This is a genomic window from Carboxylicivirga taeanensis (genome assembly GCF_051851475.1).
In the GTDB taxonomy this organism is placed as follows: domain Bacteria; phylum Bacteroidota; class Bacteroidia; order Bacteroidales; family Marinilabiliaceae; genus Carboxylicivirga; species Carboxylicivirga taeanensis.
This window is the reverse complement of the sequence record NZ_JBPUSJ010000001.1, coordinates 512,348-530,913: the sequence shown is the minus strand read 5'-3', so window position 1 is coordinate 530,913 and position 18,566 is coordinate 512,348. Positions and strand designations below refer to the sequence as shown.

Here is an 18,566-nt window from a genome sequence, read left to right as displayed (position 1 = left end):
TCAACCTAATTTAGTCTGTCATACGGAAAAGCTGCATTGCTTTCTCCCTATTTCGACTATTTATAATCTGGATAACATGAAGATTGTATTATACACCCTGTATATTTTCCTTTTTATTGGGATGGGAGTGCAGGCGCAGGAAAGCGTATTTCCTGGGGCTGATGAAAAAACGCCCTCCAAAGCCCAGTATTTTAGCTGGATAAACAACACTAATGAAGGTGCAACCGAAGCCCAGACCATGGTCAATCTGGCCTTTTTCGAATGGCTAAAAGAAACCTATGGGATGCAGCTCGATATTTATGCCTTTGATGCCGGTGCTATCGATGGCAAGCGCTTTTATGGCAGCATCTATTCCGATCGTTTTAAAAAGCAGTTTCCCAATGGCTTTGACCCTATGTACAAGAAAGCAAAAGAGCTTGGTATTCGCCTGGGCGTATGGGGCGGTCCCGATGGATTCGGGTCGACCGATGCAGAAGAACAGGCGCGTATTGACCAGATGGTGAAACTGTGTCGCGATTATGAATTTGCATTGTTTAAGTTCGATGCCGTATGCGGGCCTTTACCCTTAGAGAAGGAAGATGCATTTATTCGCATGATGAAGGAGTGTCGTCAGTACAGCCCGGACTTGATTCTATTGAATCACCGACTGGGGCTGCAGAAATCAGAACCATACGCCACTACCTTTTTGTGGGAAGGCTATGAGACTTACATCGATGTATTTATGACCAACGATGTAACAGCGCCGCATAACAGAGCCGGCGCACTCAACAGAGGGTTACCTCCTGAAATGAAGCGTTTGACTGAAGATCATGGGGTGTGCCTTTCTTCCTGTCTTGATTATTGGGAAGATGATTTGGTGTTGCAGGCGTTCAACCGTTCATTAATACTGGCGCCGGAGCTGTATGGTAATCCATGGTTGCTGCGCGATGATGAGTTTTCGCAATTGGCACGTTTCTTCAACTTGCATCGCAAGTATGGCCATATTCTGGTGAATGGTATGGCTTTGCCGGCATCGTATGGTCCATCAGCTGTGTCACGAGGTGATGAGCAAACGCGAATTATTACGTTGAGAAACCTAAGCTGGAATGAAACCAGTTATACCATTCGCCTGGATGATGAAATTGGATTGAAGGACGGCGAGAAAGTGACTTTGGTGCAATTGCATCCTACCGAGAAGGTAATAGGTACTTTTAAGAAGGGGCAAGAAACATCCATAACTGTTGCTCCATTCAGAGCGTCCATGTTGCTGGCAACTTCGGCAGGTTATGATGAGCCGGCCATAGTTGGTGCCGATTACAGAGTTATTCGCAATGTAGAAGGATCCCCAATTGAAATAGAAGTGCTGGGCCAGCCAGGCGAATCAGCTCTTATCAGCTTGCAAGCACCAGACACCTATAGCTCAGCCAGCTTAAATGGCAAGACTAATGCCAAACTGGCTGCCGGCAAGAAGGTTAAAGTGAAGTTTCCGGGTACTAAATTGAATCAGGATACACATCGCAAACTGATGGATCTGAAGCTTTCTGAGCTACCTGATAACACAGAAGCCTTGTACGAAGCAACGGTTTTCTCAGCCGATAACAATGCATTGGAAGTGCGCTCGGTACAACGTTCCGGTGAAACTCAAATTCCGGAAGTAAAGGCGGCGCGTGAGGCTTTTTTCAATCAGCCAACATTTGTTGAACGCGGTATCTGGGACAAGAACCTGTTTGATGGAAACATGGCCACAGGTTTCTGGCCATCATTCAAATACAAGCGCGATCAGAAGGTGAAAGGCGGCTGTTTTCGTTTGGATTTAGGTGCAGTTAGCGATTTAGATCAACTGATTCTGTATGTACCTGATGATTTCTCGTTGCAGCCGCTTTTGCGCGACGAAGGCAACTATGTGGAAGTATCAACAGATCTGCAGAAATGGGAAACACTGACTTACCTGGCCGGAAAGGAGATGGTTATTGATTTAACTAAACCGGTGCGTTATTTACGTTTTAAGGAGTTTCCGCAGCGTATTGTTGAAATTGAGGGCTATAAAAATGGCAAGAAGGTATCCACTGATAACTGGCGTGCATCCAACTTGTTTGCACATGCCGATAATATGAAGGTGCAAAAAGCATGGGCTGGTAAGGTAACTCTGGATGAGGTGGCTGAGAACAGTTACTTGTGTGTGGCCGTGAATGGAAAACATGGTATTGAAGGGGCTTATGCAGCCGCAATTGTAGGTGGCGAATTACGTGGCGCACCCGAAAGGGCAGTTTCCTATCCATCCAACACCTGGGAGTATATTAACGCTAAGCGCGATAAAAATTATACCTACTATATCCCTGTTTCGGACGAAGATGTGGGCAAAAAGATAGAGGTTTTTGTGATGGGCTATGATAAGGAAAACCTGGATTTGAAACCTGAAGTATGGATAAGCGCCTATCCACAGCCGTTCAAATCAATCAAACTGGAGTTAAACAGAAAATAAAAATTAACCGATGATAAAAATATTAAAAATATCCCTGTTGATGGCGATGTTGGTGCTTGTGGGAACCGTTTCAGCCAAAACCAAAACATACAGCATCAGCTCACCTGATAAAAAGATTCAGTTGCAGGTACTGGTTGCAGACCAGCTGCAGTTTCTGGTTAAGTTCGATGGGCAAACGATTATCAGTCCTTCAACCATTTCCATGGAATTGCAGAATCAGGTACTTGGTCAGTCGCCTGTGGTGCAAAAAGTATTGAAGAATTCGATTAATGAAACCATTACGCCGGTTGTTAAAGTGAAGGCGGCACAGGTGGCCAATAATTGCAACGAGCTAAAACTTCAGATGGCCGGTAATTACTCCATTAGCTTTCGTGCCTATAATGAGGGTGTTGCATACCGCTTCGAAACAGCTTTGCCTGGCGAAATAACTGTTGTGAGCGAACACGGAAGTTATGCTTTTCCTGAGAATTACATGTGTTGGTGGGGCAAGGAAAGAAGTTTCCAGTCGCATAACCAGGTGTACTACGATTATACATCGCTTCAAAAGCAAGGGGAGGATGATTTGTGTAGTTTGCCACTGATTCTTAACCCGGCTAAGGGCCCAAAAATCGTGATAGCCGAAACAGATTTGGTCGACTATCCTGGCTGGTGGCTTAAGGGCGCCGATGGATTAACCTTGGAAGGCACATCGGCTCAGTGCGTGAAGCATTTCGATGAGTTGAGTGATCGTAACTTACCCATTCGCGAACGTGAAGCCTTCATAGCCAAAACAAGCGGTACGCGCACGTTTCCATGGCGTATATTTGCCATTGCTGATAACGATGGCGAGTTGGTAACCAATCAACTGACTTACATACTGGCCGGTGAAAATAAACTGGATGACACTTCGTGGATACAGCCGGGCAAGGTGGCCTGGGATTGGTGGAATGCCAATAATGTGTATGGTGTTGATTTCAGGGCCGGTTTTAATACCGAAACTTATAAGCACTATATCGACTTTGCCTCAAAGTATGGCATTGAAAACATAATGCTCGACGAAGGTTGGTACGAGTTAGGTGATATTACAGCAGTGAAACCTGAGCTCAACCTAAAAGAGCTGATTGATTATGCCGATAGTAAGAATGTTGGGGTGATGCTGTGGTGCGTATGGAAAACATTGGATGACCAGATTGATGAAGCCTTTGAGCTGTTTCGTGACTTGGGCATTAAGGGCATCAAAGTGGATTTTATGAATCGCGATGATCAGTGGATGGTGAATTATTTCCATCGTATTGCCGCCAAGGCTGCCGAGTATCACCTGATGGTGGATTTCCACGGCTCATACAAGCCGGCAGGCCTGCGTCGCATGTATCCCAATGTGATGACGCGCGAAGGGGTGAACGGGGGAGAGCAGTTCAAGTGGAGCCTGCGTCAAACGCCGGAGCACGATCTTATTCTGCCCTTTGGGCGCATGCTGGCCGGTCCGTTGGATTATACGCCGGGAGCCATGGCTAATGCACAGGATAAAGATTTCGAGCCTATTTTTGATACGCCCATGAGCATGGGAACGCGTTGTCACCAGTTGGCGATGTTTGTGATTTACGAAAGTCCGATTCAGATGCTTTGCGACAGTCCAACACGCTACTATCGAGAGCCTGAGTGCATGGCGTTTCTGTCGGATGTGCCAACTGTTTGGGACGAGACAAATGTGCTGGATGCCAAAGTGAGTGATTACCTGTTATTGGCTCGTCGATTAGGCGAGAAGTGGTACATCGGTGGGATGACGGACTGGAGCGAAAGAGAGCTGCAACTGGATTTGTCTTTCCTGCCGAAGGGACAAAAGTACAAGATGACTCTATACCTGGATGGTATCAATGCCGACCGCGATGGGAACGATTTTCAGGTAAAAGAGTTGATGGTCGACAGCGAGTTCAGTGAGCGCATTGAACTGAAAGCAGGCGGCGGAGTGGCGGCCATGCTGCACCCTGTTAAATAATACTCAATTTTATTAGTAATCATTTTTCAGCAGAGGGGGCATACCAGGACCTGTCACCTCTGCTTGAAAATGGACAGCCTAAAAATGGAAGCCAGCATGTTAATTTGAACATTGTACCCAATTGCATGATTAAAACTGACTTGAGGGTTCCATATGGCTGTTAAAAATAATCTTAATCATATGAAAAATAGCATACTAGCATACTTGTTTGCCTGTTTACTTTTACAGGCCTGTGACTCCAATAGCGAAAAGACTTCATCTTCACCTACCATAAGCGTATCAGCTCCCGAAAAGGGGTTTATTTATCTGGATGGGCAATTTACCGGTTACTCTACACCGGCTGATCTAAAGGTCACTCAGGGGGACCATGTTGTTGGCGTTGCAACGGAAGGTTCTAAGGAGTATTTTCGGAGAGAGCTTCATATAGATGAGAATGTGGATATTAAAATGACCGCGGCCGATAAGCCTGCACCCAAAGTATGGAAAGCACTATGGCTGGGCGTGCAAGAAGTTACCGGGTCGACACAATCGGGGCATTGCAGTTCAGTTTTCAGTAAAGAAGAGTTGGATGCAGGCTACGATTTCTTTATGTGGAGTATAGAGAAGCAATTTGAGCCATTCTCATTTCATACTACCAAGTGGGAGGTGGAACGCAAAGACATAACAGTACCCGTTGAATTGCATAAAACCAGTAGTAACTGGTTTACCCTTGAGCCCGATGCTCTAACTGAACTGGTGCCCGAAATAAAACCCGGCGCTTATGATGTGGTGTTTGTGTTTTGGCGCGAAAGTGATGGAACCTGCAGCTTTAAAAGTCCGTATTTTGGGCTGGCCTGGACCGACCCTTTGAATGAACCAATTAAAACGGGCTATGTCACTATTAAATTTGATGCCGGCGATAATATTCAGGATAACATTAATTGGTACAAAGAAAACGACCCGGGTGTTTGGGTACATGAGTGGCTGCATACCGTTGGGGAGACTTATTTTCAAAACAGAGGCGAGCGCATGCCCGAAAAGGGAGGCGATGGTTTGGTATTGCATGCTGCGGAGAAGTACCATTACACTTATCCATGGATGGATTGGTACAGTGATTTTATGAGTGGTCAGGTCAAAGATTTGGCTTCCCCAAGTACTTATTGTGGTATCGGTCCTGAGGCTTTCTTACAAATGTCTTTGAGAGAATCGGCCCTGCAACAATAATTTGGATTGTGATTAATGGTTAATCATGGAAGAGTTGGCTGTTGGCTGACTCTTTTTTTTGTGGCAGTTTGCCTGGTGAATCGACACAGGTTTTCTGTCGTTAGTATCCATCAACGCGTTAGTAGTCAACGCTCTTTTGCGATGAGGTAATAAAAAAGAGCCATCCGAATTGGATGACTCTTTTGAACATATCGATTGGTTGATTTCGATTAAATGTTTGGATTCACATAGTGGAAATGTGGACCGAAACGGTCGAAGGCTGCTTTATCAAGCATCTCCTGGTGGTCAGGGTGAGCCACTGAAATCATCAGTTTAGCACGCTCCTGCATTGTTTTACCATATAAATTAACCGCACCATATTCAGTAACAAACCAGTGCATGTTAGCACGTGTAGTAACAACGCCAGAACCTTGCAGTAAGGTTGGAGCAATCTTAGAAATACCTTTAGCGGTTACCGAAGGCATGGCGATAATTGGCAATCCGCCTTTTGAGTACCCAGCACCACGGATAAAGTCAATCTGTCCACCAACACCTGAGTAGTGAGTTGTACCAATTGAGTCGGCACATACCTGACCAGTGATATCTACTGATAAAGCTGAGTTGATAGCGGTTACCTTATCGTTCTGACGGATGACGTTAACACTGTTTGTGTGGCGCACGTCCATCATGGCTACCATTGGGTTGTCATCAATAAAATCATAAAGCTTTTGCGATCCCATTAGGAAAGAAGCTACCATTTTACCTGGATCAATTTGCTTACGCTTACCGTTAACTACCCCTTTTTCTACCAAAGGAAGAATACCGTCGGCAAACATTTCTGTATGAACACCCAGGTCTTTGTGGTTACCAAGCTGTGCCAATACCGCATTTGGAATACCACCGATACCCATTTGCAAACAAGCACCGTCTTCAATCAGTTCAGCTACGTTTTTACCAATAGCGATGTCCATATCTGTTAATGCACCCATATCGTGTGTAAACAGTGGGCTATCATCCTCAACAAAGTAATCGATCTCACTCATTGGGAAGATGGCGTCACCCCAGGCACGTGGTACATTAGGGTTCACAGCAGCAATAACAACATCGGCACATTCTATAGCAGCTTTAGTAGCATCAACAGAGGTTCCTAAAGAAACATAACCGTGTTTATCAGGTGTAGAACACATAATCATGGCTACATTAACCTTTAGTACGCCGTCACGAATCAACTTTTGTGTTTCGCTCAGGAAAGCAGGAATATAGTCTGCATAACCGGCTTGAGTTTGCTTGCGTAAGTTACCGCCAACGAAGAATTGCTCCGAAACAAAAATGCCTTCAAATTCAGGATCAGCAAAGTCCACTTTATCTTCAATGTGAATGTGCTGAACTTTAACATCATAGAATTCTTTATTGCGGCCACGCTCAACCATTGCTTTAATCAATTTGTGAGGTGTTACAGCCACACTACTAAGGTGCACACGGTCGCCTGTTTTAATAACTTTTACAGCCTCTTCCGCCGATATTGCTTTATAACTCATGACTTTATTATTTATGGATATTTTTCTTTATTCAATGCCTGCAAATTTAGGAAATAATGGATGGATGCAAGCGTTTATTGATAAATATTAAGCCCAAAGACCATATTTAAAACAGATCTGAAATAATACACTTTTTAACGATTGGAAATGAAAGGAGTAAATGTATATAGCTTACAGTAAGTGCTTTTATTTACCACTAAGCTTTTTGCGTCTTAAGAATTTTTAACCATTGTATAAAAACCAGGTTAGCAGTAACGACAGGGACTGAAAAAATGCTTAACTTGTTGTAACTGGAAAGTGAGTTGGACCTGGATATAAGTTCGCATAACGGCTGCATCAGCAGCAGGATGGTTGAACAGTTTTAATCTGGCATTAGGAATAAAAATTTACGTGTATGAAAACTATTATTATTGGAGCACTCTTATTGGTTATGATGGCTGCCTGTCATACAAATAAACCCGTTTCAAGCCCCGATGCGCCAAATCAAGAGATCAGTGTCGAATCTGTTGATTCAACAGAGTACGACCTCATTGTGTTTGATCCGGGATACGAACTATTCCTGCAGACTCAGCCTTATTCAAAAGAATTCTACTCAAATGAATACTACCAGCAGTGGAATTACCGGTACAGCGTAGAGTGGAACATTCGTCATTCCAATCCGCTTCGTTACGGAGATTTTTATGAAACGGCCATTCCGTATGATTTATCTGTCGATTACGGCCTGGATTTTAATTATAAACTATACCAGTATTTCCAGTTTATTGAGCAGGAATATGGCATCGTGCTAATTCGGCGTAAAGGGCGCTAATGTTTTTTGGTTCTTGAAAGGCCAATGGCCAAAACGGTACCGCCCAGCACCAGAAGGGCACCTAAATAGGCCATTGGCGATACTTTTGCCATCGAAAACCATTGTATGTCTAAGGCAATGAGGACTTCGAGAGCCAGGAAGGTTATGACCGGATTCATGATTATAATAATACTTATCTTATTGGCTTCGGTATATTTAAATGCAGCCGATAAAGTACCGTAGGCAACAACCGTGTTTAAACCCAGGGCAACCATTAATGCCCATATCCACCAGTCATAACTCTGGAGTAACAAATCGAATTGTACAAGTGGGAGAAACAAGATCGCAGGCAGCCCAAAGATGATTAAGTTAATTTGTTGGGGATGGTATTTTAGTACCAGTTGCTTATTGAAGAACGCATAGCCCGACCAGCTTACAGCCGCTCCCAGGGTCCACAGAACCCCGCTGTTGAGCGCTTCCTTCTGGCTCATTAGCTCATTAAGCTGTTGAAAATAAAAGCCGATAAAACCAATGGTTGCAATAATAAATCCAATGGCTCTGGTGAGAGTGAGTTGCTCTTTAAAAACCGTAAAGCCGATAATGCCTAAAATTACGGGCCCCGTCTGAATAATTATTTGGGTCACTGCCGGCCCGGCATAGTTCACACCTTGCATGTAACCAATGTAGTTGCCTGCCAATAGGATTGCTCCTGCAACCATCATTAGCGGAGGCCGACGATAAACGCTAAGCATACTGGGTTTTTTAAACGTATAATAGGTAATTAAAGCCAGGGAAGCGACAAAGAAACGGAACCAAACAATGGTATAGGGATCAAAATAGTTTAGAGCAACTTTCAGAGCAATGCCTAAAATACCCCATAATACAGCTGTGGTCGTGGCCAGTAAAATTCCTTTCATGGATTTGCAAAATAATTTGTTTTCTCTCAATCGCTTTTCTGGAGATGGCCGGTCGCGGATGAATACAGACTATAGCCATTCAGAAGGATGAGAGATAAATGACACCTAAACGCATAATCAGCAGCTTGGTTCACGGTTGCGCTGATTTGTTTGTAAATGTAGGCAGAAAGCTCAATCCAATAAACTGATTTTATTCATGAGGTGTAAAATTGAATTAATGAGCTATTTTATAGGAACTGTCCGGTCAATTTCTTTTAAAATCAGTTATATTTGTTTCATTAATTAGATGACTGATAAAACGATATTTGTTAAGGTATTTATTATTAGTCGAATACAGGATTTTTATCCCGTTTGGTTCTTAATTGAAAAGAGAATATAAAAAACCAAAATTTAAACACATGAAAAGCACTATTCGAATAGCATCTTTTGTTGTTGCTGCTACTATGTTGTTAACTGCCTGTAACAGTAAGAAAGCTAAACAAAACAAAGCCCCTGAAATAAAGAAAGAAAGCGTGGAAAAAGAGGTGAGGGAGTTTGTCTATCCATTACCAACTTCGTTTGAAGTAACTGAAATGCTTAATCGCATTGAAGCCGCGTATATTTTGTCACTATCTAATCCGGTGGCGAATGTTGATAAATATTTAACAGAAAAGGCGCAAGCAATCAATTTGGGTATCTACAGTGCCGACTTAAGTTATGCAAGTACTTACCGTCAGCAGCAGGAAACTCTCGACTTTATGAATGCCTCAAAAACTTTAGTTGATAAGTTGGATATTTCACCAGCCTTGGATAAAGACCTGTTAGAAGCCATTGAGAATAATCTGGATAATAAAGATGAGTTGGTAAACGTGATTACCAATACATTTTATAACACCTATGAGTATTTGAATAAAAACGACAGGGCTTCAGTTTCATTATTGGTAATTACCGGTAGCTGGGTGGAAGCTTTATACATTGCCACACATATTTCGGAAGAAACTTTTAGTAACAAAGAAATGGTGGCCATAATTATGGAGCAAAAAGAACCTCTTAACAGGCTGATGTCAATGTTGGAAATGCACGCATCAAACGAAGACATAACGTCTGCGATTGAAGACCTGAAGATTCTGCACGAGATATTTAACAGCGTTGATGAAGGAAGTATCACCGTTGAGCAACTGGATGCTATCGAAGAGAATGTAGCAGTTTTGCGCGAGAAGTACGTTTCGTAAGGTTGAATACAAAAAGATATTTTAGGGGAAGCCAATCGGACTTCCCCTTTTTCGTAATGTGCTGATAAAATTTACTATCTTTCAAACCAACCCATAATAGTTTAAAATGAGTGAACTTTTTTTGGAAGCATTGATGCAGATTTTTGCACTGTTAACCGACAGACGCGAGGAACAAAAAACTGGCGATGGGTTTATAGAAGTCAAAAATTTCTTGCTCCGAAACTTAAATAGTGAGTATGCAGAGCGGGCATTAGAGCGCTATACGTATTATATAGGTGAGTATCATAAAGATTCGTACAGCAAGGACCAGAAAGCGCGAGATAAGCAAACCTCAACCAATATGGACCGGCTGGCTAAAATCTGCGAGGAGCTGAACCAGGAGCTCGAGCAGTCGGAGAAATACATGTTGGTAACTAACATGCTTAACTATATTATGCGCGATGGGAGTGCATCTGAGGAAGAATGCTACTTTACCGATGCGCTGGCCCGTTACCTTAAGCTCGATCAGCGTGATTATGACAATTTGAGTAAGTTCATACTTTATTACCCGCTCGAAGTGGAGGATAAGGAGCGCTTGCTGCTGATAAGCGGACAAAAGGAGAAGCCCGATGAGCGCATTAAGCATATCTACAACCCCAGGCAGCAGGTATTTGTATGGATATTGCATGTGCAGGAAACCAACCTCCTGTTTTTCCGCTACTCAGGGAATCGTAACTTATACCTTAACGGACATATCATTGAGCAGAATAAAGGAGTGGCATTCAGGCCGGGTGCGGTAATAAAAACTTCGCGAATGGCGCCTGTTTATTATGGCCGGGTAGCTGAGCACTTTATTGCCAAGTCAGGGCGTGCACGTATTCTTTACCGCGCACTCGATGTTACCTATAAGTTCAGTAATAATCAGGTGGGGATTCACCCATTCAGCTTTTCGGGGCGGTCGGGTCAACTTGTTGCTGTGATGGGTGGCAGCGGTACAGGTAAGTCTACCTTGCTAAATGTGCTTAATGGCAATTTGAAATACCATAGCGGACGCATTCATATAAATGGGTTTAATTTACACGAGGATAAAGAGGCATTGGCTGGGGTTATTGGATATGTACCACAGGATGACCTTCTTAAAGAGGAGTTAACCGTATTTGAAAACCTGTATTTTAATGCCCGTTTATGCTTTAGTCATTTCACTAAGGAGGAAATTACAGTATTGGTCGAAAAGGCGCTGCACGACTTCGATCTGGTCGAGGCGCGCGATTTGGTAGTGGGCTCGCCCCTGAATAAAATACTCAGCGGAGGGCAGCGCAAGCGTTTGAACATTGCTCTGGAATTAATTCGTGAACCATCTGTTTTATTTGTTGATGAGCCTACATCGGGGCTCTCATCCATGGATTCAGAAAAGGTAATGTTGCTGCTTAAAAGGCAAACGCTAAAAGGGAAGCTGGTGTTTATAAATATCCATCAGCCCAGCAGCGATTTGTACAAACTTATCGATAAGCTCCTGATTATTGATAAAGGGGGGCGTATTATTTATAATGGTAATCCAATGGATGCCATTACTTATTTCAAGAAAAAGGCCTCCTATGTTAACCCTGAGGAAAAGGAGTGCTACGCCTGTGGTAATGTGCAAACAGAGCAACCTTTGCGCATCATTGAAGCTCGTATGGTGAATCCATATGGTAAATTCATTCGTCAGCGTAAAGTGTCGCCCAACGAGTGGTATACTGCCTATGTTGAGAATTTCGAGGATAAGTTCGAATGGAAAGCCCCGCAGCATAATGAGAAACGGGAGAAGCTGCCTCCAAATTTATATAACATTCCCGGACGGGTTCAGCAGTTTATTATTTACCTCTTAAGGGATACCCTATCCAAAATTAAGGATAAGCAATACCTGATGATTAATATGATGCAGGCCCCTATCCTGGCGCTGATACTTGGCTATTTTACCAAGTATATTAGTGGGGATGGGACTAACGATTCGGTTTATGTGTTTGCAAAAAATGTCAATATTCCGGCTTATCTGTTCATGTGTGTGGTGGTAGCCTTGTTTTTGGGATTGATTGTGAGTGCAGAAGAGATTTTTAAGGATCGGCGGCTCTTGCAGCGAGAGTCCTTTTTGAACCTGAGCCGTTTCAGTTACCTGAATAGCAAAATAGTAGTACTATTTGCCATATCGGCTGTTCAAACGCTCAGTTTTGTACTAATTGGCAATTATATACTTGAAATAAAGGGACTGACGCTGAGCTATTGGTTGATTCTATTCAGTACGGCCTGTTATGCCAACATGATTGGTTTGAATATAAGTAGTGGCCTAAACTCTGTGGTGGCTATCTATGTGCTCATACCTCTTATTTTGGTTCCCCAATTGTTGTTTAGTGGTGTCATTGTCAACTTTGATAAGTTGCATAACACCATTGCCTCAGAGCAATACGTTCCGCGCATTGGCGATTTAATGACTTCACGTTGGTCGTATGAGGCTTTGGCAGTTAATCAGTTCAAGAACAATGCCTACGAAAAGCAGTTTTTTGATTTAGACAGGCAAATAAGTTCGACCTCCTACAATAGCAATTTGTTAATTCCTAAGCTTGAGGATTTAAATGCCACCTGCCGCTATCACTTGGTCAGAGATGAACAAGAAGAGTTGCAACATGCCTCTCAGCTGCTCGCATCCGAACTGCTTAAACTGGCTGGCCATAAAATAGCTCATTACCCGGCACTGGCTTTTTATTTGAGCGGGAAGGTAAGTTATACAACAGGTTCTTATGAGAAAATTGAAGCGCTTTTAAAACGGGAGAAACAGCTTAATAAAAAGTTATATGTCGAGGGGAAACAAAATAAGGACGAGCTGTTTGATAAACTCATAAAGAAGTATGGTTCAAAGGAGGCCTTTTTAAAGTTTAAGGATACTTATCAGAACGAAGCTTTGGAAGAGGTGGTTCTTAACAAACGGGAACTGCAACAGATGGTGGTGACAGGGCAGGCAATCATCCAAAAGAAGCACCCTATTTTTAACAGGCCCGTATCCAATTTTGGACGTTCGCATTTGTATGCGCCTGAAAAGTGCCTGATGGATATTTATATTTCGACGCCATTGTTTAATATGCTTATTGTATGGCTGGGTGTAGCATTCTTTTATGTCACCTTGTATTTTGATATTCTTAGAAAAGTCATTCGCTACTTCGAAACATTCAAGCTGCGGCGACTCAACCAGCGATTACAAAAAATCAGACCATAAAAAAGCAGGCCACCCTTTTGGGATGGCCTCTCTTTTTTTAGAAAGGAAAATCTTCTTCAACAGGTGCCGTGGTTTGTTCTTCTTCTTTGGGTTTTTGGGCGGCCTGATGAATGGCATTGCCATCAACAAAGATGGCTTTATAAGGAGCATCGATAGGGCAAGGGTGCTCACAGGCTCCACAGCCAATACAAATCTCCTGATTGACTTCGGGAATGAGTAGCTTGCCTTCGTATGGCACCATATTGACTGCTTTTGTTGGGCAGTGCTCAGAGCAGGCACCACAATCGGTTCCGTCGGTATAAACCACGCAGTTTTCTTTAACAAAAACAGCTTTGCCAAGTTGGGTGAGCTGCTTTTCTTTAATGGTAATTGGCAATATGGCACCGGTTGGGCAAATCTTACCACATCCGCGGCAGTCAAAATTGCAGTAACCCGATAGGTAGTCCATGTGGGGCTGCATAAACCCTTTCAAGCCGTATTGATTAACGGCTGGTTGCAGTACCTGAGTGGGGCAGGCAGCTATGCATAGTCCGCACCCCGTACAAATTGAGTTAAACCGTTGGATGCTGATAGAACCTGGTGGTGATACCGCGAATTCTTTTTTGTTTTCAAGAAGCTGAGAGGTATCCTTTTTATTGTTAATATCTGCCAGAGCTTTAGGACCAATGAGTAATCCAATACCTGTTGCAATGGCCGCTCTTCTGCTGGTTTCAGCAGGCTGTTGAGAACTCGGTTTTTGGGAGGTTAGGCGCAGAGCATTATCCTGACAAACCGTTAGGCAATTGAAGCAATCGACGCACCTGGAGCTATCAATGCGGAAGTTTTTAATGTCTATGCACTCACTTTTACATGCGCCAATGCATTTGCCGCACTTCGTACAGTTTTCCTTATTAAACTGAATTTTTAGATACGACACTTTAGAGAGGAGCCCCAGGAAAGTGCCCACCGGACAGATTGTGTTACAAAATAAACGTCCGCGCTTATATGACATATAGGTTATAGCTATGAACAGACTACTTGTAAACAGCAGTACAAACCAGGGCGCGCCAACCAGTTTCAGCGGATTTAAGCTGTATATCTCAACTTTATGTAATAGCATTGAAAGGCCATTGTTTACAACCACTACAACCGGGCGCACCAGGTAGGTTATAATACGTCCAAAGTTGCTGTAGGGATCCAGAATAGTGATAAGTGCTGAGAACGAAAAAGCCAGCGTTAGTGCAGTGATGATTAGCAACGCGTATCTGAGAATTGGGTATCCTTGCTTTTTCTTGTAAAAAAATGTTTTGTTCGAGCGTTTCTTAGCTAGCCAGGCAATTAGGTCTTGTAAAATGCCTAATGGGCATATGCTGCTGCAATAAAAGCGGCCAATAAACGCGGTTAGTGCAATGATGATAAGAAACCCAATAGTGCCAATGGCAAAAGAGTTCAGAAACTTCAGAAAAGATGGAATAAATTGTAAATAAAGTATTTCCTGCACCGTTTCGTTGGCATATTTTTCATAGATATCCAAAAAAAGTGAGGTCGTCAGAATAAAAAACAAGAGTGAAAGAATCACCCTTGTCCTTTTGAGTCTTTTATAATTCATTGTTCGATTTTTAAGCAGATAAACGAAGGTGTGCTATGCCATTTTTTGTTTGCTAATGCTTAATTCCTCCAGATTCATGTTGCCCAGATGCATATCGTGGGCTATTTTTATATGGCCTATTTCTGACGGTTCCAGTCCAAACATTTTAGTGGAGGCTGCATCTACAGCTACGATGTCTCTACCGGCAATCAGGGCTTTCAGGTTAGTAACATCGGCCACCGACACACCGCGTGGTCCATTCTTAGTCATCATGTTATAACCATCAATAATATTTAAATCGGGCTTTCTGAAAGTACAAAAATCGGCGATGCACTGGTGCAGGTCGTTGGAGTGGTAGAATTTTCGATCCCACACAACGCCCATCAGGTTCTTCATGGCCAGGGAGATGCGTGTGCTGCTGTGGTGTTTCATAACCGGTACGTTAATAAACACATCCGATTCCAGTATCATTTTATGAACTTTGGCCTTTTTTAAACTAACGCCCTGAGGTATATCCACTTCCTTATAAAACGATTCGGTGTTGCCCGGTACCATTTTTCCTCCGGCAGCTTTTACGGCAGCTTCAATACCACTGTTTTTATAGCAGCGATCCCATTTATTACAGGTATTGTCAAATACATATACTTCTGAGGCGCCCGCTTCTTTGCAGCGTTGAATAATACGTGCAACCACTTCAGGGTTGGTGTTGGCGGCTCTCTCGGGTGGGGCATCCCATCCGATGTTGGGTTTAACAACTACTGTTTGTCCCTTTTTTACATACTTACCGATACCACCTATAGCTTCAATGGCACGATCAAACATGTCACCACCGCTTCCGCCTCTCACAGCTGCTAAATCGTATTCAGCCATGGCGGGGCTGCCGTTGACAGACTCTAATCCGCCAAAAAGTGGCAAAGCACCACTTAGCAAACCAGCGCCAATGCCTGTTCTTAAAAAGTCTCTTCTTTTCATACTGTGCTGTTATTCGGTTGTTACCTGTTGCTTTTTTTAATATTCCCAGTCATTGAAATTACTAAAAATAACGCAAGCACAGTCTGTGAATCAGTAATTTAAACCAGGTATAAATAGAGGAGAAGTAGTGGAAAAACAAAAGCCTCAGCTATTTCTAACTGAGGCTTTGGGTGGAAGATCGGGTTCGAACCGACGACCTCTGGAACCACAATCCAGCGCTCTAACCAACTGAGCTACAACCACCATTTCTGTTTTGCGATGCAAAGATAGTATTTGTGATGTAATATTTGCAAGAAGAATGAAAAAAAATAAAAAAAACTTTTTCCTTTGTAGCTGGTTATTTGTGGGAGATATGAAGTTTTTTATTGAAAATCAGAAAGTAGAGAAAGAAGTGGCATGGGTAAAAAATCAGGTGCGCTTGCACATGAATGGTGCCACTACTTCGCAAATGGAAAGCCGCGGCATTCATTATCGGGAAAATTTTGGGGTGGCTGTGCCACATTTAAAGCAATTGGCTAAACGTATTCCGGTAAGTTATGCACTAGCCGAACGACTTTGGTTTCTCGAAATTCGCGAAACCATGCTGTTGGCTGCGTTGATTGTTCCTTCAAAAGAAATGACTCTTGAACGTTGCAAGGAGTGGACTGCTCTTATTGATAATAAAGATTTGGTAGAACGTTCAGCAATGTTTTTATGGTCACGAGTTGAGGTATTGGATCAGTTGTTGCCTGAGTGGTTGACTGGTTCGGATGTTTACCTTCGTTCGCTTGGCCTCTTTAGTATTGGGCGCAGACTGCAGGGGGGCATCGCCACGAAGGGATTCACTGTTCAAGAGCTGATCGGTATCATTAGCATGGACGCCCACCAGCTGGTTTATCAGGCTGGTTCTTATGCTTTACGGATGTGCATGCGACACGACCGATCCACGATAGAGCTCGTCAGGCTTTTTGTCACACAGTTGCGCTCAACTAATAAGTTACTCGAGACTTCAGTGGCTGAGGAACTGCAGGCGGAGATTGATTTCTTGGGTGAGCCGACTGACTAACAGGAGTTTGAGGGGGAGTTTTGAGGAGTTGTGAACACCGATATTTGTATTTAATATCTATATTTACTGTAGTGTTTGAGTTGGAGAAAGGGGTAGCTGAGAGTTAATGCTGAAAACCTTGATATTATGAGTGAATTGGAAAAGCATTTCGAAAAATTTAGGAAAAATACCATTGGTTGGGATGCAGTCATTCAAACGCCCTATGGCGAAAAGCCATTAGTGTATGCCGATTGGATTGCCAGTGGCCGGATGTATGCGCCTATTGAGGACTTAATGAAGGATGAAATGGGCCCGATGGTGGCGAACACGCATTCAGAGTCAAGCGAAACCGGAATGATCATGACCAATGTGTATAAGCACTCTCATCGTATCATAAAAAAGCATGTCAACGCAGGGGAAGACGACATTATTATCACAGCTGGTTTTGGAATGACCTATGTAATTAATAAGTTGCAGCGCATTCTGGGTATGCGTGTTCCGGAGCAGGCAAAGCGTTTTTATAACATCCCGGTCGATCAGCGGCCAGTGGTGTTTATCACCCACATGGAGCACCACTCCAACCACACCTCATGGCTCGAAACTAATGCCGATGTAGTGGTGATTGAGCCTGACGAACATCTTTTAGTTAATCCTGAAGCCTTGCGTCGAGAGGTTCAAAAATACCAGCATCGAACACTCAAGATTGGATCGTTTACGGCTTGTTCCAATGTTACAGGGGTGCGCACCCCTTATTACGAATTGGCCCGCATAATGCACGAAAACGGAGGGTTTTGTTTTGTTGACTTTGCTGCCTCGGCGCCATACGATAATATTGATATGCATCCCGATGATCCATTGGAGAGCCTGGATGCGATTTTCTTTTCGCCGCACAAGTTTCTGGGTGGTCCAGGTAGCTCTGGTGTCCTGGTGTTTAATCGCTCCCTTTACCATAATTCGGCCCCGGATAATTCTGGAGGCGGCACGGTTGATTGGACCAACCGTTGGGGTAAGTATCGCTATGTGGATGACATTGAGGCGCGCGAGGATGGAGGAACACCTGGTTTTTTGCAGTCCATTAAAGCTGCGCTGGTAATTCGCCTCAAGGAGGAGATGGGGGTTCAAAAAATACATGCCCGCGAAAACGAAATTCTGGAGAAACTATTTCGTGAATTCAGGCTTATTCCGGGGATGAATATTCTGGCCGATAATGTGGAGAAGCGATTGGGGGCTGTATCATTTTACATCGATCAGTTACATTTTAACCTGGCTGTTCGTCTTTTGAATGATCGTTATGGCATTCAGGTACGCGGAGGATGCTCCTGCGCAGGGACCTATGGACATTATCTTTTGCATGTCGATTATTATACATCCAATAAAATTACAAGCAAAATTAATAAGGGGGATTTATCAGAGAAACCAGGATGGGTCAGAATGTCAATTCACCCAACAATGACGGATAGTGAGGTAAACTACCTGATTGATGCTGTTAGAGAGGTGGCACTTAACTGGCAGCAAATGAGCGAAGATTACACGTATGTGGCGGCCCGAAACGAATATGCGCACAAGGACTTTCCCTTTAAAAAGCCCGAAGATTATGACTCGTGGTTTCATTTTTAGACAAAGTGGGTCGTTACGCTATTAAGGGACCCTATTTCTATGCTGTGCATTGTTTCTTCTGATGTTGCAGGCTGAAAAATAATGCGGAA

The 18,566-nt window shown here is 43.4% G+C and carries 12 protein-coding genes and 1 tRNA gene; 8 read left to right on the top strand and 5 right to left on the bottom strand.

The window, feature by feature from the left end; all coding sequences use genetic code 11:
- Positions 1–76 precede the first annotated feature (76 nt).
- The 3 genes from ACSX1H_RS02295 (at position 77) to ACSX1H_RS02285 (ending at position 5,639) form a co-directional block, all read left to right on the top strand.
- Positions 77–2,461: a hypothetical protein gene (locus ACSX1H_RS02295; protein ID WP_439181948.1), complete on the top strand. Its 2,385-nt coding sequence runs from the start codon at positions 77–79 to the stop codon at positions 2,459–2,461.
- A gap of 10 nt (positions 2,462–2,471) precedes the next feature.
- On the top strand, positions 2,472–4,436 hold the full coding sequence (locus ACSX1H_RS02290; RefSeq protein WP_439181946.1) for a glycoside hydrolase family 97 protein: 1,965 nt from the start codon (positions 2,472–2,474) through the stop codon (positions 4,434–4,436).
- A gap of 180 nt (positions 4,437–4,616) precedes the next feature.
- Positions 4,617–5,639 carry a PEGA domain-containing protein gene (locus ACSX1H_RS02285; RefSeq protein WP_439181944.1) on the top strand — a complete coding sequence of 341 codons (1,023 nt, stop codon included), beginning with the start codon at positions 4,617–4,619 and terminating at the stop codon, positions 5,637–5,639.
- 209 nt (positions 5,640–5,848) lie between these two features.
- On the opposite strand, the gene ACSX1H_RS02280 is transcribed toward ACSX1H_RS02285, so the two are convergent.
- A complete protein-coding gene (locus ACSX1H_RS02280; RefSeq protein ID WP_439181943.1) occupies positions 5,849–7,156 on the bottom strand; it encodes an acetyl-CoA hydrolase/transferase family protein in 1,308 nt (435 codons plus the stop codon).
- Positions 7,157–7,550: 394 nt separating this feature from the next.
- On the opposite strand from ACSX1H_RS02280, the gene ACSX1H_RS02275 reads away from it, so the two are divergent.
- The gene (locus ACSX1H_RS02275; RefSeq protein ID WP_439181942.1) at positions 7,551–7,964 is read left to right on the top strand and encodes a DUF6146 family protein; all 414 of its coding nucleotides are present in this window, start codon (positions 7,551–7,553) and stop codon (positions 7,962–7,964) included.
- Here ACSX1H_RS02275 and ACSX1H_RS02270 read toward each other — a convergent pair.
- A complete protein-coding gene (locus ACSX1H_RS02270; protein ID WP_439181941.1) occupies positions 7,961–8,860 on the bottom strand; it encodes a DMT family transporter in 900 nt (299 codons plus the stop codon). The genes ACSX1H_RS02275 and ACSX1H_RS02270 overlap by 4 nt on opposite strands.
- A gap of 398 nt (positions 8,861–9,258) precedes the next feature.
- Between ACSX1H_RS02270 and ACSX1H_RS02265 the strand changes: the two genes are divergently transcribed.
- Both ACSX1H_RS02265 and ACSX1H_RS02260 read left to right on the top strand, forming a co-directional pair.
- Positions 9,259–10,071, top strand: coding sequence for a hypothetical protein (locus tag ACSX1H_RS02265; protein ID WP_439181940.1), 813 nt, complete (start codon positions 9,259–9,261; stop codon positions 10,069–10,071).
- A gap of 106 nt (positions 10,072–10,177) precedes the next feature.
- Positions 10,178–13,297, top strand: coding sequence for an ATP-binding cassette domain-containing protein (locus ACSX1H_RS02260; protein WP_439181939.1), 3,120 nt, complete (start codon positions 10,178–10,180; stop codon positions 13,295–13,297).
- Between the two features lie 37 nt (positions 13,298–13,334).
- Here the strand turns inward: ACSX1H_RS02260 and ACSX1H_RS02255 are convergent, their stop codons facing one another.
- The 3 genes from ACSX1H_RS02255 to ACSX1H_RS02245 form a co-directional block, all read right to left on the bottom strand.
- On the bottom strand, positions 13,335–14,885 hold the full coding sequence (locus ACSX1H_RS02255) for a 4Fe-4S dicluster domain-containing protein (RefSeq protein ID WP_439181938.1): 1,551 nt from the start codon (positions 14,883–14,885) through the stop codon (positions 13,335–13,337).
- Between the two features lie 33 nt (positions 14,886–14,918).
- Positions 14,919–15,836 (bottom strand): DUF362 domain-containing protein, encoded by a 918-nt coding sequence (locus ACSX1H_RS02250; RefSeq protein WP_439181937.1) that lies wholly within the window; start codon positions 15,834–15,836, stop codon positions 14,919–14,921.
- A 168-nt stretch (positions 15,837–16,004) separates the two neighbouring features.
- Positions 16,005–16,080 (bottom strand) — tRNA-His (locus tag ACSX1H_RS02245).
- A gap of 54 nt (positions 16,081–16,134) precedes the next feature.
- Between ACSX1H_RS02245 and ACSX1H_RS02240 the strand changes: the two genes are divergently transcribed.
- Positions 16,135–16,881, top strand: coding sequence for a DNA alkylation repair protein (locus tag ACSX1H_RS02240; RefSeq protein ID WP_439181936.1), 747 nt, complete (start codon positions 16,135–16,137; stop codon positions 16,879–16,881).
- Between the two features lie 126 nt (positions 16,882–17,007).
- A complete protein-coding gene (locus ACSX1H_RS02235) occupies positions 17,008–18,477 on the top strand; it encodes an aminotransferase class V-fold PLP-dependent enzyme (RefSeq protein ID WP_439181935.1) in 1,470 nt (489 codons plus the stop codon).
- The last annotated feature ends 89 nt before the right edge of the window (positions 18,478–18,566 follow it).

What these genes read in the sequence shown, in the direction of transcription:
- ACSX1H_RS02235 (WP_439181935.1), top strand. Translation starts at nt 17,008, where the DNA reads ATGAGTGAATTGGAAAAGCATTTCGAAAAATTTAGGAAAAATACCATT.
- ACSX1H_RS02280 (WP_439181943.1), bottom strand. Translation starts at nt 7,156, where the DNA reads ATGAGTTATAAAGCAATATCGGCGGAAGAGGCTGTAAAAGTTATTAAA.
- ACSX1H_RS02275 (WP_439181942.1), top strand. Translation starts at nt 7,551, where the DNA reads ATGAAAACTATTATTATTGGAGCACTCTTATTGGTTATGATGGCTGCC.
- ACSX1H_RS02290 (WP_439181946.1), top strand. Translation starts at nt 2,472, where the DNA reads ATGATAAAAATATTAAAAATATCCCTGTTGATGGCGATGTTGGTGCTT.
- ACSX1H_RS02295 (WP_439181948.1), top strand. Translation starts at nt 77, where the DNA reads ATGAAGATTGTATTATACACCCTGTATATTTTCCTTTTTATTGGGATG.
- ACSX1H_RS02260 (WP_439181939.1), top strand. Translation starts at nt 10,178, where the DNA reads ATGAGTGAACTTTTTTTGGAAGCATTGATGCAGATTTTTGCACTGTTA.
- ACSX1H_RS02250 (WP_439181937.1), bottom strand. Translation starts at nt 15,836, where the DNA reads ATGAAAAGAAGAGACTTTTTAAGAACAGGCATTGGCGCTGGTTTGCTA.
- ACSX1H_RS02240 (WP_439181936.1), top strand. Translation starts at nt 16,135, where the DNA reads ATGAAAAAAAATAAAAAAAACTTTTTCCTTTGTAGCTGGTTATTTGTG.
- ACSX1H_RS02270 (WP_439181941.1), bottom strand. Translation starts at nt 8,860, where the DNA reads ATGAAAGGAATTTTACTGGCCACGACCACAGCTGTATTATGGGGTATT.
- ACSX1H_RS02255 (WP_439181938.1), bottom strand. Translation starts at nt 14,885, where the DNA reads ATGAATTATAAAAGACTCAAAAGGACAAGGGTGATTCTTTCACTCTTG.
- ACSX1H_RS02285 (WP_439181944.1), top strand. Translation starts at nt 4,617, where the DNA reads ATGAAAAATAGCATACTAGCATACTTGTTTGCCTGTTTACTTTTACAG.
- ACSX1H_RS02265 (WP_439181940.1), top strand. Translation starts at nt 9,259, where the DNA reads ATGAAAAGCACTATTCGAATAGCATCTTTTGTTGTTGCTGCTACTATG.